The following is a 15,022-nucleotide window of genomic DNA, read 5'->3' as shown; positions in this document are numbered from 1 at the left end:
CTATCCTCCGGCCTTTGAACATTGCTGCGAAACCTGCCATGACTGCCACCGATACTGCTCGTCCACCCCGGTTCACCCGCCGTGACCACCGGACGCTGGGCCTGGCTGCGCTGGGCGGCGCGCTGGAAATCTACGATTTCATCATCTTCGTCTTTTTTGCCCTGACCCTCAGCCAGCTATTCTTCCCGCCCGAAATGCCTCAATGGCTACGGCTGCTGCAAAGTTTCGGCATCTTCGTCACCGGTTACCTGGCCCGGCCGTTGGGTGGCATCCTGATGGCGCATTTCGCGGATCACCTGGGCCGCAAGCGCGTTTTCAGCCTCAGCATTCTGATGATGGCGCTGCCTTGCCTGCTCATCGGCGTCATGCCGACGTATGCCGACATCGGCTACGCGGCGCCGTTGTTGTTGCTGGCTCTGCGCATCCTGCAGGGGGCTGCAGTCGGCGGTGAAGTGCCCAGTGCCTGGACCTTCGTTGCCGAACATGCACCGCCCGGGCGACGCGGCTATGCCTTGGGTTTTCTGCAGGCTGGGCTCACGTTCGGCTATCTGCTGGGCGCCCTGACGGCAACCTTGCTGGCCCACGTGTTCTCGCCCGAGGAGATACTCAGCTACGCCTGGCGTTATCCGTTCCTGCTGGGGGGCGTGTTCGGGGTCATCGGCGTGTGGTTGCGCCGCTGGCTGAGTGAAACACCGGTCTTCGTGGCCTTGCGCAGCCAGCAGGCCCCGGTGAAGTTTCCCTTGCGACAGGTGCTTGGCGAACATAAACGTGCCTTGGCGCCAGCGGCCTTGCTGACCTGCGTGCTGACCTCGGCAGTGGTGGTGCTGGTGGTGATCACCCCGACGGTCATGCAGCAGCGCTTTGGCATGAGTGCCGGGGATACCTTTGCCCTGAGCAGCGTGGGCATCGTGTTTCTGAATCTGGGCTGTGTGCTTGCCGGGTTGCTGGTCGACCGCGTGGGCGCGTGGCGGGCGCTGCTGCTGTACAGCGTGCTGCTACCCCTGGGGGTCGGCGTGCTCTATGCCAGCCTGATCGGGCACTGGGGCATGACATGGGTGGCCTATGCCCTGGCGGGCTTGTCGTGCGGCGTGGTGGGCGTGGTGCCCTCGGTCATGGTCGGGCTGTTCCCCGCGCAGATTCGCGTATCGGGTATTTCGTTCACCTACAACGTGGCTTATGCGCTGTGGGCCAGTATCACGCCCTTGGCGCTTATCGCACTGATGCCATGGAGCCCTTGGGTGTGTGTGGGTTTCTGTCTGGTGATGGGCGGGGTAGGGGCAATGACTGCTGTGTACTTCGGGCGCCGAGAGCCCCTGGCGGCGGGTGAACCTGGGCTTGAGCTCTCGCGCACGGCCTGACACGTGTGACCCTGCCGTTTCCGAGCACGCCCTGGCCGATATAAAAAGCCCCCGGTTCGAGAGAACCGGGGGCTTTTTATATCGGCCAGGGCGAGGTGACTACATGTTCGGGTAGTTGGGCCCGCCAGCGCCTTCGGGCGTGACCCAGGTGATGTTCTGGGCCGGGTCCTTGATGTCGCACGTCTTGCAGTGCACGCAGTTCTGCGCGTTGATCTGGAAGCGCTTGCTGCCATCTTCCTGAGTGACTACTTCGTAGACGCCTGCCGGGCAATAACGCTGAGCAGGTTCGTCATACAGCGGCAGGTTGCTGGCGATCGGAATGGTCGGGTCGGCCAGCTTCAGGTGGCAGGGCTGCTCTTCTTCATGGTTGGTGCTGGACAGGAACACCGAGCTGAGCTTGTCGAAGCTGAGCTTGCCGTCGGGCTTGGGGTATTCGATCTTTTGCGAGTCCGCGGCCAGCTTCAGGCAAGCATAGTCAGGCTTGGTGTCGCGCAGCGTGAAGGGTAGCTTGCCGGCGAACCAGTTCTGGTCGATGTAGTTGAACGCAGCACCCAGCAACGGGCCGAACTTGTGCATGGCCGGGCCGAAGTTGCGGCTGGCAAACAGCTCTTCATGCAGCCAGCTGGCCTTGAAGGCGCTGACATAGCCGTCTAGCTGGTCACCGCCCTCACTGCCGGCGATCAGGGCGTCAGCGACGGCCTCTGCAGCGAGCATGCCCGACTTCATGGCCGTATGGCTGCCCTTGATCTTGGCAACGTTCATGGTACCCAGGTCACAACCGATCAGGGCGCCGCCCTTGAATACCATCTTGGGCAGCGAGTTGATGCCGCCCTTGGCCAGCGCGCGCGCACCGTAGCTGATGCGTTTGCCGCCTTCGAGGTACTGGCTGATCACCGGGTGGTGCTTCAGGCGCTGGAACTCGTCGAAGGGCGACAGGTAGGGGTTGGCATAGGACAGGTCGACGATCAGCCCGACGACCACCTGGTTGTTCTCCAGATGGTAGAGGAACGAGCCACCGGTGTTGTCCTTGGCCATGACGTCCAGCGGCCAACCGGCGGTATGCACCACCAGGCCTTGCTGGTGTTTGGCTGGGTCGATTTCCCACAGTTCCTTGAGCCCGATACCGTAGTGCTGCACGTCCGAATCGCTGTCCAGTTTGAAGCGCTTGATCAGTTGCTTGCCGATGTGGCCACGGCAGCCTTCGGCGAACAAGGTGTATTTGGCGCGCAATTCCATGCCTGGCGTGTACAAGCCTTCCTTGGGCTGGCCTTCGCGATCGACCCCCAGGTCGCCTGTGACGATGCCGCGTACGACGCCGTCTTCGTCGAACAGCGCTTCCTGGGCTGCGAAGCCTGGGTAGATCTCGACACCCAGGTTCTCGGCCTGCTGGGCCAGCCAGCGGCACAGGTTGCCCAGCGAGATGATGTAGTTGCCCTGGTTGTGCATGGTCTTGGGCACGAACAGGTCAGGTACCTTGGTGGCGCTGCCGGCATCCTTGAGCACGTAGATGTCGTCACGCTTGACCTCGGTGTTCAGCGGCGCGCCCAGCGCCTTCCAGTCCGGGAACAGCTCGTTCAGGGCGCGTGGCTCGAACACGGCGCCGGAGAGAATATGGGCACCGACTTCGGAGCCTTTTTCCACCACGCAGACGCTGATTTCGCTACCGGCTTCGGCGGCCTTCTGCTTCAGGCGGCAGGCGGCGGACAGGCCCGCCGGGCCGGCGCCGACGATGACCACGTCGAATTCCATGTATTCGCGTTCCACAGGTTCTCTCCTACTCATCAAGGCTCATAGCTGTTGCTTTGTCTTATGGGTGCGCGGGCATTCGCAGCGGTGGCCAGGCCACCAGGTTGTAGCTGGGCAAATGACGAACTACACCGTTTTGTCTTGGACGCGCATTATATCTACACCACTTGACCGGTCCAATACAAACGTTTGTTTGAATTTGCCGCAGCCCAGTAAAATCAAAGGGACGCGGCTGGAAGGTGACCGATTTGCCGTATTGACCGGATGGGGTGATACGGTCAAGATACGAGCGGTTTTACGTTCGCCGTAGGCTTGCAGCCGGGCGCAGGTACACCTCTAAAGACCAGGTGTGGAGCAGGGTTTTCAAGCGTTCAAGCGGTTTGTAGTGAAGTCTACACGCCACGACAGCAAATGACCCGCGTGCATTTTTGCCCCAGGCATGTGCACATCAGTGATGGGTCGGCAAACGCCGGGGCGCATTTGGTTGCGTTCACCATGAAAACTTCGTCTGCGGCTTGTTTCCAGAGGTGCCCTTGTACCCACGCGTATCGCAGGGCCTAGTCCCAGGCGACTATCTATTCACCGGAGAGTAACGAGGAATCCATGAAGGTTCTTGTAGCTGTCAAACGAGTGGTCGACTACAACGTCAAGGTTCGCGTCAAGGCGGACAACTCCGGCGTCGACCTTGCTAACGTCAAGATGTCCATGAACCCCTTCTGCGAAATTGCCGTGGAAGAGGCCGTTCGCCTGAAAGAAAAAGGCGTTGCGACCGAGATCGTCGTCGTATCCGTCGGCCCGACTACCGCCCAGGAGCAGTTGCGTACCGCCCTGGCGCTGGGTGCCGACCGCGCCATCCTGGTCGAAGCAGCCGACGAACTGAACTCCCTGGCAGTGGCCAAGGCGCTCAAGGCCGTGGTCGATAAAGAGCAGCCGCAGCTGGTCATCCTCGGCAAGCAGGCCATCGACAGTGACAACAACCAGACTGGCCAGATGCTCGCCGCACTGACCGGTTACGCCCAGGGCACTTTCGCGTCCAAGGTCGAAGTCGCTGGCGACAAGCTCAACGTCACCCGTGAAATCGACGGCGGCCTGCAAACCGTCGCGCTCAACCTGCCGGCCATCGTCACCACCGACCTGCGCCTGAACGAGCCGCGCTACGCGTCGTTGCCCAACATCATGAAGGCCAAGAAGAAGCCGCTCGAGACCCTGACGCCGGATGCGCTGGGCGTTTCCCTGGCCTCTACCAACAAGACCCTGAAAGTGGAAGCACCCGCTGCCCGTGGCGCTGGCATCAAGGTCAAATCGGTGGCCGAACTGGTCGAGAAGCTGAAGAACGAAGCGAAGGTAATCTAAATGACTATCCTGGTTGTCGCTGAATACGAGAACGGTGCCGTAGCGCCGTCCACCCTCAATACCGTTGCTGCTGCCGCCAAGATTGGTGGTGATGTGCACGTACTGGTCGCCGGTCACAATGTAGGTGCCATTGGCGAATCCGCCGCCAAGATCGCCGGCGTGGCCAAGGTTCTGGTCGCCGATAATGCCGCTTACGCCCATGCGCTGCCCGAGAACGTTGCGCCGTTGATCGTCGAGCTTGCCCAGGGCTACAGCCACGTGCTGGCCCCGGCCACCACCAATGGCAAGAACACCCTGCCGCGCGTTGCAGCGCTGCTGGACGTCGATCAGATCTCCGAAATCATCTCGGTCGAATCTGCCGACACCTTCAAGCGCCCGATCTACGCGGGTAACGCCATCGCTACCGTGCAGTCGAGCGCCAGCGTGAAGGTCATCACCGTGCGTACGACCGGCTTTGATGCCGTGGCTGCCGAGGGTGGCGCCGCCGCTGTCGAGGCGGTGGGTGCTGCCCACGATGCTGGCATCTCGGCGTTCGTTTCCGAAGAGCTGGCCAAGTCCGATCGTCCTGAGCTGACCGCTGCCAAAATCGTCGTTTCCGGCGGGCGCGGCATGGGTAACGGCGATAACTTCAGCCACCTGTACAGCCTGGCCGACAAACTGGGTGCCGCTGTTGGCGCTTCCCGTGCGGCGGTCGATGCGGGCTTCGTGCCCAACGACATGCAGGTCGGCCAGACCGGCAAGATCGTCGCTCCGCAGTTGTACATCGCCGTCGGTATCTCGGGTGCCATCCAGCACCTGGCCGGTATGAAGGATTCCAAGGTGATCGTGGCGATCAACAAGGACGAAGAGGCACCGATCTTCCAAGTGGCCGACTACGGCCTGGTTGCCGACCTGTTCGAAGCCGTGCCGGAGCTGGAAAAGCTGGTCTGATCCGCTGGCTTCACTTATAAAGAACCCGGCCCTCTTGTTGAGGGCCGGGTTTTTTTATGGTCGAGGAGTGTGGGATGAGGTTGGGTGCAACGGGCAGGGCGCTGGCCTGCATGACAGTTCTGGTATCGCCACTGGCGATGGCGGCAGGCAAGTGCGAACGCCTGGTGGCCACCGGCAGCCCCGACGCGCCGCCCTATTCGTGGCAGGATCCTAAAGACCCTAAGCACCTGATTGGCGCCAACGTCGACTTGCTGCGCCAAGTCGCGGGCGAGCTGGGTATCAAGGTGGAAGTGCTCAATGCCGGCCGGCGCGATCAGGCCCTTGAGGAGGTGCGCAGCGGGCGCATGGATCTGCTGCTCGATGCGCCGTTGCAAGTTGAGCAATTGACATCGCTGGACTACATCCACCCGCCGTTGCAACTCAATGAGTACCTGGTGTGGACGCGGCACGATGCCGAGTTGACCTTCGATGGCCCAGCCGACCTTGCGCGGTATCGGGGAAGTCTTTCGGAGCGAGCGCGGTTGACCCCCGCGTTCACCGCGTTTGCCAAAGACCAGTTGAAACCGGTGATGGCGCAGAATCTGACCCAGGCCTTTCAGAAGTTGGTACTCGGCCAAGTAGACTACGTGCTAGCCGGTCGTTACTCGGGCATGGCCATGGTCCAGAGCCTGGGCATGAACGATGCCCTGATTGCCCGCGGCCTACCCGTTGATCGGCCCGGGCTTTACGTGGCGCTGTCCCATGACTCGGCGTGCAACGACAGTTGGCTGCGTGGGCATTTGGCGAAAAAACTGACAGAATTGCCCATCTCCGGTACGTCCGATGCTGTGCTGCAGACCAATCTCGAGCGCTGGAAGGCGCAATTGCAGGTGCAGGGCGACGCCCCCAAACACTAGGAAGATCGCGTGAAAACCCAACCTTTGATCCTTGCCATGGCCGTGCTTGTCCTGGCTGGCTGTGCCAACGACCCCGCCCCGGATGAGCAGATGCGCCTCTCCGAACAGGCCCTGGAACAAGCAAAAGCGGTTGGTGCTACCGACCAGGTCGAAGCGTTCAAGCTGGCCGAAGACAAACTGGGACGTGCTCGTACAAACATGCTTACACAGGATTTTCGCGACGCTCGCATGCGCGCCGAACAGGCTGAGCTCGATGCTCGGCTGGCCGAGGCACAAGTGTTGAATCAAAAGAGCGATGAGCAGTTGCAACTGCTGCAATCGAGGATCAAGCGCCTGCGCAAACAATTGGAGGTGCAGCCATGATGGCGCGTGGTTCTTTCACGGTACTGACGTTGCTGGCCCTTGCAGCAGGCCTGACCGGTTGCGCCAGCCAGCGCAGCACGGCCGCGCTGGATCAAGCCGCTGCCAGCTTCCAGAAGGTCAAGGATGACTCGGATGTGCTGCGCAGCGCGCCGCGCGATGTGATCCGCGCCGGCGAGTCGCTGTCGCGCGCCGAGCGTTTGTCCAGCTACATGGGTACCGGTGCCGATGTGCGCCATTACGCCTACCTCAGTCAACGCTACAGCGAAATTGCCAGTGAGCACGCCAAGCTTGCGCTGAATCAGGAGCGCCAGGCCAAGCTCGACTTGGAACGCCAACGGCTGCAACTGGCGCTGCGCGAGGCCAAGCTGGCCAGCGTGCAGCAACAGGGCAAATGGGTCGAGTCGCAGATCGTCGCACTGGCGTCGGAGCAGCCCGACCGTGGCTTGGTCATGACGCTGGGTGACGTACTGTTCGATACCGGCAGCGCTGATCTCAAGAACTCGGCCAGCCGGACGGTGCTCAAGCTTGTGCAGTTCCTCCAGCTCAACCCCCGCCGCATAGTGCGCATCGAAGGTTATACCGACAGCACTGGCACGCCTGAAGAGAATCTCAAGCTGTCCCGCGACCGGGCGCAGGCCGTGGCTGATATGCTGGCCGACCTGGGCATCGATGAAAAACGGATGCAAGTCGAGGGCTATGGCGACCAATACCCGGTTGAGGTCAACGCCTCGGAGCGGGGCAGGGCGCAGAATCGACGGGTTGAGATCGTGTTCTCCGACGACAAGGGCAAGCTCGCGCCAGCACGCTGATGGGTGGGTGTCAGGCCCGGGCAATGGGTCATGCTGGCCGTCGAAATGGGCAGTGCATGGCCGCCGTTGCCCCTGCGCGTGAATGACTTGTGAGCGCTTGCCACCTGCCGGATAGGCTCATGACCAGCATGCCCGCACACCGTTTACGTGCGGGTGCTGCAAATCGCTTCCAAGCACGTGTACCGTTGACTATTCTGTCATCTGTCCCAGTACACTTTGCAACTGTTCCGGTATCCTGAACCGCAGTGAGCGACACAAGAATAATGAGCCTGTCCGCGCGTCGAGATCCAGCCATGACCAACCTGCTGTTATACCAGCGTATCGCCCAGCAACTGGCCGAAGACATCCGGCGCGGTGTCTACCAGCCCGGCGAACGGGTGCCTTCGGTGCGCAAGATGAGTGCACAGCTCAATGTCAGCCATGCCACCGTCCTGCAAGCGTATGCCAACCTGGAGGACCAGGGGTTGATTCGCGCGCGTCCCCAGTCTGGCTACTATGTGCACCAGACCCCGGCGCTAACGGCGCCCACGCCGGACATCGCGCGCGTGGAGCGCCCCGGTCTGGTGACCCGGGCCAGCATCATCCAGCAGGTGCTGACCGAGGCGCGCCGCGATGGCGTATTCGCCTTCGGCGCGGCCGTGCCACATGTCGACTATCTGCCCGTGCGAGCCTTGCACCAGCAACTGGCCAAGGTGACACGCTTTCACAGCCCGCGCGCCTTCAGCTACATGTTCAGCCCAGGCTTCGAGCCCCTGCGTCGGCAGATCGCCATTCGCATGCGCGACGCCGGCGTGCTGGTCGACCCACAGGAGGTGATCGTCACCCATGGCTGTGTCGATGCGTTGCAGATGTCGCTGCGTGTGCTCACCAAGCCCGGCGACCTGATCGCGGCCGAGTCGCCGACCTACTACGGTCTTCTGCAATTGGCGGACTTGCTCGGATTGAAAGTGATCGAGATCCCCAGCGACCCCTCGACCGGCATCAGTCTCGAGGCCTTGCAATTGGCCGCCAACCAATGGTCCATCAAGGCGTTGGTGTTGACCGCGCGGTTGAGCAACCCGCTAGGAGGGACCGTTCCCGAAGAGCGGCAAAAGCAGTTGCTGCGCCTGGCATCGGACTACGACATCCAGATCGTCGAAGATGACATCTATGGCGAGTTGATGTTCGAGCAGGGCAAGACCAAGGCTTTGAAAGCGTTCGATCGTCTGGACAGGGTCATCTACTGCTCAAGCTTCTCCAAGACGCTCTCGCCTGGCGTGCGAGTGGGCTGGATGATTGCCGGCCGCTACCAGGACGAGATCCAGCGCTTGCAGACCTTCACCACCCATTCGGCGTGCAGCGTGACCCAGATGGCGGTAGCGGCTTACCTGGAAAACGGTGGTTATGATCGCCATCTTCGCTTCATTCGCCAGGAGTACCGCAAGAACCTCAGTGCGTATCAGTTGGCGGTGCAGCAGCACTTCCCGGAGGGCACTCAGATGACGCGCCCAACGGGCGGCTTCATTCTGTGGGTGAGCTTGCCTGGCCGGGTCAATACCCAGGAGCTGCACGTGCGGGCGCTGGAGCAGGGGATCAGCATCGCGCCGGGGCTGATTTTCAGCAACACCGAACAGTTCAACCACTGTATCCGCCTGAACTGCGGGATTCCATGGAACAAGGAGGCCGAGCGCGCAGTCATCACCTTGGGACTACTGGCACAACAATTGTGCAGGGAGCCTGCAACCCCACTTTTGTGAGGCTTGCCAGGCGGCTGCGGAACAGGGAGCATACGCATTTTCCATGGAGTTCTGTCCATTTGCCATGAACGCACTGCGCCGGTATCTGATGGTCTTGTGTCTGCTGCCCGTGGTTCTGCCGGGCAGCCCAGCCCAGGCTGCCCAGCCAGCAAGCCAGGCACAGTCCGCTACAGGTAAAGCGCAAGTCAAACCCAAGGCACAGCAAAGTGCTCGCAAGGCAGTCAGCAAGCGCGCTAAATCGACGCACAAAAAGGTCAGCAAGCAAGTGGCCAAGCCATTGCCGAAAGCCAACCTCGACCTGAGCTTGCCGACCGAGCTGGTGGATAACCTGCAGCCGAATGTGGGTGAGCCATCGCCCATCAAGAAGCGCAAGCCCTTGCTGCCGCCGTTGTTCGTTGAAAAGTCCGAAGCCGACAGTCCGTTTCAACTCAACGGCCGCTTGATCAGCAACGAAATGCAATTGCAGCTTCGCAACGACAGCCGCCGGGATGTCGAAGGCGCCGCCATCGATTTCGAGTACCGTCAGTGAGCGGGGACTGACCGACCAGTCAGTGGATTTTCATCTGGGTGGCAATTTCAAACGTTTGTTTGAGCGGTTACTATCCGTGTGTGCCGCCCTATCCCGTTCTCTGGAGCCCTGAGTCACTTGAATGCCATGAAATGCCGCGAAGGCTGCGGCGCCTGTTGCATCGCGCCATCCATCACCTCAGCCATGCCACTGATGCCCGAGGGCAAGCCGGCAGGGGTGAGGTGTCTGCACCTTACCCCTGCGAACCTGTGCGACCTGTTCGGCAAACCCGAGCGGCCGGCGGTCTGTGGCGGTTTCAAGGCCGATCCCGAGGTGTGCGGCGCTGACAATGAAGAGGCGATCAGGATTCTGGGCTGGTGGGAGCGGGTAACGGCGGCGTGACAGGCTGGATCTTCGACAACAAGGATAAACATGATGAGATCGTTCAAGCGTATTGCGCTGCTGTGTGGCGTCAGTGTTCTGTTTGCACCTGTTGCCTTGGCTGAAAACTGGCAGGTGGCCAAGGACGAGGAGGGCATCAAGGTCTCCCTCAGTGAAGTGCCGGGCTCCAAGTACAAGGCTTACCGAGGCGTGACCGTCATCAAGGCGCCGCTGGCCAAGGTTCAGGCGTTGCAGGAGGATGTGGCCGGGGCTTGTGCCTGGATTCACGAGTGCAAGTTGCAGAAACTGCTCAAGCATGAGGGTGACCAGAGCTGGACCTACACCCAGTTCAATACACCCTGGCCTGTGACACCACGCGACTCCGTGCTGCGTGTAACCACGGTCAAGAGTGCCGATGGCAGCCTTACGCGCAACCTCGTCGAAGAGCCTGCCTACGTGCCCGAGGAGAAGGGCTTCGTGCGGGTGGCGAAGGTGGACGGTTTCTGGAAGCTGGTGCCCAAGGGTGACAGCACGGAGGTCACGTACCAGGTGCATACCGAGCCAGGCGGCAGTGTGCCGGCGATGGTTGCCAACAAGTTCGTGGTGGAAGCGCCGTTCAATACGCTCAAGGCGCTTCGGGCGCGCGCTGAGAAAAACTGACGTTTCTCTGCTGGATGGGTGAAGGGCCGCCTGTCACAAGAGGCGGTCAGCACTGGACCAACCAAAAAAGGCTGCCCGAGGGCAGCCTTTTGGCATTGGGCGTTGAACGCTTACTTGCGGTCGGTCAGTGCCACGATGTCGCGCTTCGCCTCGCCGGTGTACAGCTGGCGCGGGCGGCCGATCTTGTACGGGCTGGAGAGCATTTCTTTCCAGTGCGAAATCCAGCCTACGGTGCGCGCCAGGGCAAAGATCACGGTGAACATGCTGGTCGGAATGCCGATGGCCTTCAGGATGATGCCCGAGTAGAAGTCGACGTTCGGGTACAGCGAGCGCTCGATGAAGTAAGGATCGGTCAGAGCGATCTCTTCCAGGCGCATGGCCAGTTCGAGCTGCGGGTCGTTCTTGATGCCCAGCTCGCGCAGGACTTCGTCGCAGGTCTGCTTCATCACGGTGGCGCGCGGGTCGCGGTTCTTGTAGACGCGATGGCCGAAGCCCATGAGCTTGAACGGATCGTTCTTGTCCTTGGCCTTGGCGATGAAGGTGTCGATGTTGGACACATCGCCAATCTCATCGAGCATGGTCAGTACCGCTTCGTTGGCACCGCCGTGGGCCGGGCCCCAGAGTGCCGCGATGCCGGCAGCGATGCAGGCGAACGGGTTGGCACCCGACGAACCTGCCAGGCGCACGGTGGAGGTGGAGGCGTTCTGCTCGTGGTCGGCGTGGAGGATGAAGATCCGGTCCATTGCCTTGGCCAGCACCGGGCTGATCGGTTTGATCTCGCACGGGGTGTTGAACATCATGTGCAGGAAGTTTTCCGCATACGACAGGTCGTTGCGCGGGTACATCATGGGCTGGCCCATGGAGTACTTGTACACCATCGCGGCCAGGGTCGGCATCTTTGCGACCAGGCGCACCGCGGAAATTTCGCGGTGTTGCGGGTTATTGATGTCCAGGGAGTCGTGGTAGAAGGCCGACAGGGCGCCGACCACACCGCACATCACCGCCATCGGGTGAGCGTCGCGGCGGAAGCCGTTGAAGAACGTCTTGAGCTGTTCGTGAACCATGGTGTGGTTCTTGACGGTGCTGACGAACTGGGCTTTCTGCTCGGCATTGGGGAGTTCGCCGTTGAGCAGCAGGTAGCAGGTCTCGAGGTAGTCGGACTGTTCGGCCAGTTGTTCGATGGGATAGCCGCGATGCAGCAGGATACCCTTGTCGCCGTCGATGTAGGTGATCTTCGACTCGCACGAGGCCGTTGCCATGAAACCGGGGTCGAAGGTGAAGTGACCAGTGGCCCCCAACCCGCGGACGTCGATTACATCAGGACCAACCGTGCCGGTTAAAATGGGCAGCTCGACGGGGGCAGTGCCCTCGATGACCAACTGCGCTTTTTTGTCAGCCATGTGGCCTCCTATTAATGCTTGAAATCATCAGACAGACCCCCCACGCAGGGCCCGCACCACTATAGAGGGATAAATTCAGATGTCAATTTGCCTAAAGGCTTGTTGAATCAGCTGTTCAAGCCTGATTTTTCCCGAAATTCTCGCCCATTTACGCCTTTTCCTCCTTAAAGGCAATGCGCTATTCGGGCTACCCCCTCACGTTGTCATGAGCAGCCTAACTGTCTATACTCGGCACCCGACCGCCAGGGGCTTGCAAGCCCGACCTGCTGGGGGTCGCCGTTCCCTGGGTGGTGGGTACCTGACCAGTACACTTACCAACAACTTTGCCCTGATTCGCTAGGGGCTCTTCAGTGTGAAAAAAGCCGTGAAAAGCCAACGACCTGTAAACCTAGACCTAAGGACCATCAAGCTTCCTGTCACCGCGTACACGTCCATCCTGCACCGTATCTCCGGCGTCATTCTGTTCATCGGCCTTGCCATCATGCTGTATGCACTGGGCAAGTCGCTGGGTTCGGAGGAAGGCTTCGGTGAAGTGAAGGCGTGTCTGACCAGCCCGCTGGCCAAGTTCGTGACCTGGGGCCTGTTGTCCGCCCTGCTTTATCACCTCGTGGCAGGTGTTCGTCACCTGATCATGGACATGGGTGTCGGCGAGACGCTGGAAGGCGGCAAGCTGGGCTCGAAAATCGTGATCGTCATCTCCGTGGTGCTGATCGTTCTGGTGGGAGTTTGGGTATGGTAACCAACGTCACGAACCTGTCGCGTTCGGGCCTCTATGACTGGATGGCGCAGCGCGTCTCGGCGGTCGTTCTCGCGGCTTACTTCATTTTCCTGATCGGCTACGTGGTCGCCCACCCAGGCATCGACTATGCCCAGTGGCATGCCCTGTTCTCCAACAACGCGATGCGGATCTTCAGTCTGCTGGCCCTCGTTGCCCTCGGCGCTCACGCCTGGGTCGGCATGTGGACCATTGCTACCGACTACCTGACGCCTATGTCGTTCGGCAAGTCGGCAACTGCGATTCGTTTCCTGTTCCAGGCGGTATGCGGCGTTGCGATGTTCGCTTACTTCGTCTGGGGTGTGCAGATTCTCTGGGGTATCTGATCCATGGCTAGCATTCCAACCATTTCCTTCGACGCCATCATCATCGGTGGCGGCGGCGCCGGCATGCGCGCAGCGCTGCAGCTGGCCCAGGGCGGTCACAAGACTGCCGTGGTCACCAAGGTCTTCCCGACCCGTTCGCACACCGTCTCCGCCCAGGGCGGCATCACCTGCGCCATCGCTTCGGCCGACCCGAACGACGACTGGCGCTGGCACATGTACGATACCGTCAAGGGCTCGGACTACATCGGTGACCAGGACGCTATCGAATACATGTGCCAGGAAGGCCCGGCTGCGGTCTTCGAGCTGGACCACATGGGCCTGCCGTTCTCGCGTACGGAAACCGGCCGTATCTACCAGCGTCCGTTCGGCGGCCAGTCCAAGGACTTCGGTAAAGGTGGCCAGGCTGCCCGTACCTGTGCCGCTTCCGACCGTACCGGTCACGCGCTGCTGCACACCCTGTACCAGGGCAACCTGAAAGCCGGTACCACCTTCCTCAACGAGTACTATGCCGTTGACCTGGTGAAGAACCAGGAAGGCGCCTTCGTCGGCGTGATCGCGATCTGCATCGAAACCGGCGAAACCATGTACATCAAGTCCAAGGCCACCGTTCTGGCCACTGGCGGTGCCGGCCGTATCTACGCCTCCACCACCAACGCCCTGATCAATACCGGTGACGGCATCGGCATGGCCCTGCGCGCCGGTGTTCCGGTGCAGGACATCGAGATGTGGCAGTTCCACCCGACCGGTATCGCCGGCGCCGGCGTACTGGTCACCGAGGGTTGCCGCGGTGAGGGTGGTTACCTGATCAACGCCCACGGCGAGCGCTTCATGGAGCGCTACGCACCGAACGCCAAAGACCTGGCCGGCCGCGACGTGGTTGCCCGTTCCATGGTCAAGGAAATCATCGCCGGCAACGGCGTGGGCCCGAACAAGGACCACGTGCTGCTGAAGCTGGACCACCTGGGCGAGGAAGTGCTGCACAGCCGTCTGCCAGGCATCTGCGAACTGTCCAAGACCTTCGCCCACGTTGACCCTGTCGTTGCGCCAGTGCCGGTCGTTCCGACCTGCCACTACATGATGGGTGGCGTTGCCACCAACATTCATGGCCAGGCCATCACCATGGACGAAGAAGGCAATGATCACATCATTCCTGGCCTGTTCGCCGTAGGTGAAGTGGCGTGCGTATCGGTTCACGGTGCAAACCGCCTGGGCGGCAACTCGCTGCTCGACCTGGTGGTATTCGGCCGTGCTGCCGGCCTGCACCTGGAGAAGGCGCTGAGCGACGGCATCGAGCACCTCGACGCCAGCGATACCGACATCGACGTTGCCCTGAACCGCCTGAACAAGCTCAACGAGCGCTCCACCGGCGAAGACGTAGCCAGCCTCAAGCGCGAATTGCAGAGCTGCATGCAGAATTACTTCGGTGTGTTCCGTACCGGCGAGTACATGCTCAAGGGTATCGAGCAACTGGCTGGCCTGCGTGAACGTATCGCCAACGTCAAGATCAACGATAAGTCCCAGGCCTTCAACACCGCGCGTATCGAAGCGCTGGAGCTGCAGAACCTGCTGGAAGTTGCCGAAGCTACCGCCATCGCGGCCGAAGCCCGTAAAGAGTCGCGCGGCGCTCACGCCCGTGAAGACTTCGAAGACCGTGACGACGAGAACTGGCTGTGCCACACCCTGTACTACCCGGGTGTCAAGCGCGTTGCCAAGCGTGGCGTCAACTTTGCGCCGAAGACCGTGCCGGCCTTCGAACCAAAAATCCGGACCTACTAAGGGTG

Annotated in this window: 15 protein-coding genes; 13 read left to right on the top strand and 2 right to left on the bottom strand. The window is 61.0% G+C overall.

Annotation, left to right across the window (positions count from 1 at the left end; translation table 11 throughout):
* Positions 1–38: 38 nt before the first annotated feature.
* Positions 39–1,358 carry an MFS transporter gene (locus CWR53_RS14635; protein WP_100851930.1) on the top strand — a complete coding sequence of 440 codons (1,320 nt, stop codon included), beginning with the start codon at positions 39–41 and terminating at the stop codon, positions 1,356–1,358.
* Between the two features lie 99 nt (positions 1,359–1,457).
* Here the strand turns inward: CWR53_RS14635 and CWR53_RS14630 are convergent, their stop codons facing one another.
* Positions 1,458–3,122 (bottom strand): electron transfer flavoprotein-ubiquinone oxidoreductase, encoded by a 1,665-nt coding sequence (locus tag CWR53_RS14630; RefSeq protein ID WP_058602654.1) that lies wholly within the window; start codon positions 3,120–3,122, stop codon positions 1,458–1,460.
* Between the two features lie 585 nt (positions 3,123–3,707).
* On the opposite strand from CWR53_RS14630, the gene CWR53_RS14625 reads away from it, so the two are divergent.
* The 9 genes from CWR53_RS14625 (at position 3,708) to CWR53_RS14585 (ending at position 10,740) form a co-directional block, all read left to right on the top strand.
* Positions 3,708–4,457: an electron transfer flavoprotein subunit beta/FixA family protein gene (locus CWR53_RS14625; RefSeq protein WP_023533596.1), complete on the top strand. Its 750-nt coding sequence runs from the start codon at positions 3,708–3,710 to the stop codon at positions 4,455–4,457.
* On the top strand, positions 4,458–5,387 hold the full coding sequence (locus CWR53_RS14620) for an electron transfer flavoprotein subunit alpha/FixB family protein (protein WP_058602655.1): 930 nt from the start codon (positions 4,458–4,460) through the stop codon (positions 5,385–5,387).
* 74 nt (positions 5,388–5,461) lie between these two features.
* Positions 5,462–6,283, top strand: a complete 822-nt coding sequence (locus CWR53_RS14615; protein WP_058602656.1) for an ABC transporter substrate-binding protein — start codon at positions 5,462–5,464, stop codon at positions 6,281–6,283.
* Positions 6,284–6,292: 9 nt separating this feature from the next.
* Positions 6,293–6,646, top strand: coding sequence for a DUF4398 domain-containing protein (locus tag CWR53_RS14610; RefSeq protein WP_058602657.1), 354 nt, complete (start codon positions 6,293–6,295; stop codon positions 6,644–6,646).
* A complete protein-coding gene (locus tag CWR53_RS14605) occupies positions 6,646–7,455 on the top strand; it encodes an OmpA family protein (RefSeq protein WP_100852658.1) in 810 nt (269 codons plus the stop codon). Before CWR53_RS14610 ends, CWR53_RS14605 begins: the two co-directional genes overlap by 1 nt.
* A gap of 293 nt (positions 7,456–7,748) precedes the next feature.
* On the top strand, positions 7,749–9,191 hold the full coding sequence (locus CWR53_RS14600) for a PLP-dependent aminotransferase family protein (protein ID WP_058602659.1): 1,443 nt from the start codon (positions 7,749–7,751) through the stop codon (positions 9,189–9,191).
* A 64-nt stretch (positions 9,192–9,255) separates the two neighbouring features.
* The gene (locus CWR53_RS14595) at positions 9,256–9,720 is read left to right on the top strand and encodes a hypothetical protein (RefSeq protein ID WP_100851929.1); all 465 of its coding nucleotides are present in this window, start codon (positions 9,256–9,258) and stop codon (positions 9,718–9,720) included.
* 126 nt (positions 9,721–9,846) lie between these two features.
* Positions 9,847–10,101 carry a YkgJ family cysteine cluster protein gene (locus CWR53_RS14590; RefSeq protein ID WP_027916297.1) on the top strand — a complete coding sequence of 85 codons (255 nt, stop codon included), beginning with the start codon at positions 9,847–9,849 and terminating at the stop codon, positions 10,099–10,101.
* Positions 10,102–10,134: 33 nt separating this feature from the next.
* Positions 10,135–10,740, top strand: coding sequence for an START domain-containing protein (locus tag CWR53_RS14585; RefSeq protein WP_058602662.1), 606 nt, complete (start codon positions 10,135–10,137; stop codon positions 10,738–10,740).
* Between the two features lie 110 nt (positions 10,741–10,850).
* Here CWR53_RS14585 and gltA read toward each other — a convergent pair whose 3' ends face one another.
* Positions 10,851–12,140, bottom strand: coding sequence for a citrate synthase (gene gltA / locus CWR53_RS14580; protein WP_023533602.1), 1,290 nt, complete (start codon positions 12,138–12,140; stop codon positions 10,851–10,853).
* Between the two features lie 352 nt (positions 12,141–12,492).
* On the opposite strand from gltA, the gene sdhC reads away from it, so the two are divergent.
* From sdhC to sdhA, 3 genes are read left to right on the top strand one after another with little or no spacing between them, the layout of a single operon-like run.
* Positions 12,493–12,879 carry a succinate dehydrogenase, cytochrome b556 subunit gene (sdhC, locus tag CWR53_RS14575; protein WP_088523617.1) on the top strand — a complete coding sequence of 129 codons (387 nt, stop codon included), beginning with the start codon at positions 12,493–12,495 and terminating at the stop codon, positions 12,877–12,879.
* Positions 12,873–13,241, top strand: a complete 369-nt coding sequence (gene sdhD / locus CWR53_RS14570; RefSeq protein ID WP_023533603.1) for a succinate dehydrogenase, hydrophobic membrane anchor protein — start codon at positions 12,873–12,875, stop codon at positions 13,239–13,241. Before sdhC ends, sdhD begins: the two co-directional genes overlap by 7 nt.
* A 3-nt stretch (positions 13,242–13,244) precedes the next feature.
* Positions 13,245–15,017, top strand: coding sequence for a succinate dehydrogenase flavoprotein subunit (gene sdhA / locus CWR53_RS14565; protein WP_058602663.1), 1,773 nt, complete (start codon positions 13,245–13,247; stop codon positions 15,015–15,017).
* Positions 15,018–15,022: the final 5 nt, after the last annotated feature.

It is taken from the genome of Pseudomonas sp. SGAir0191, from assembly GCF_002812565.2.
GTDB lineage: Bacteria > Pseudomonadota > Gammaproteobacteria > Pseudomonadales > Pseudomonadaceae > Aquipseudomonas > Aquipseudomonas parafulva_B.
This window is presented reverse-complemented; position numbering and strand designations above follow the sequence as displayed.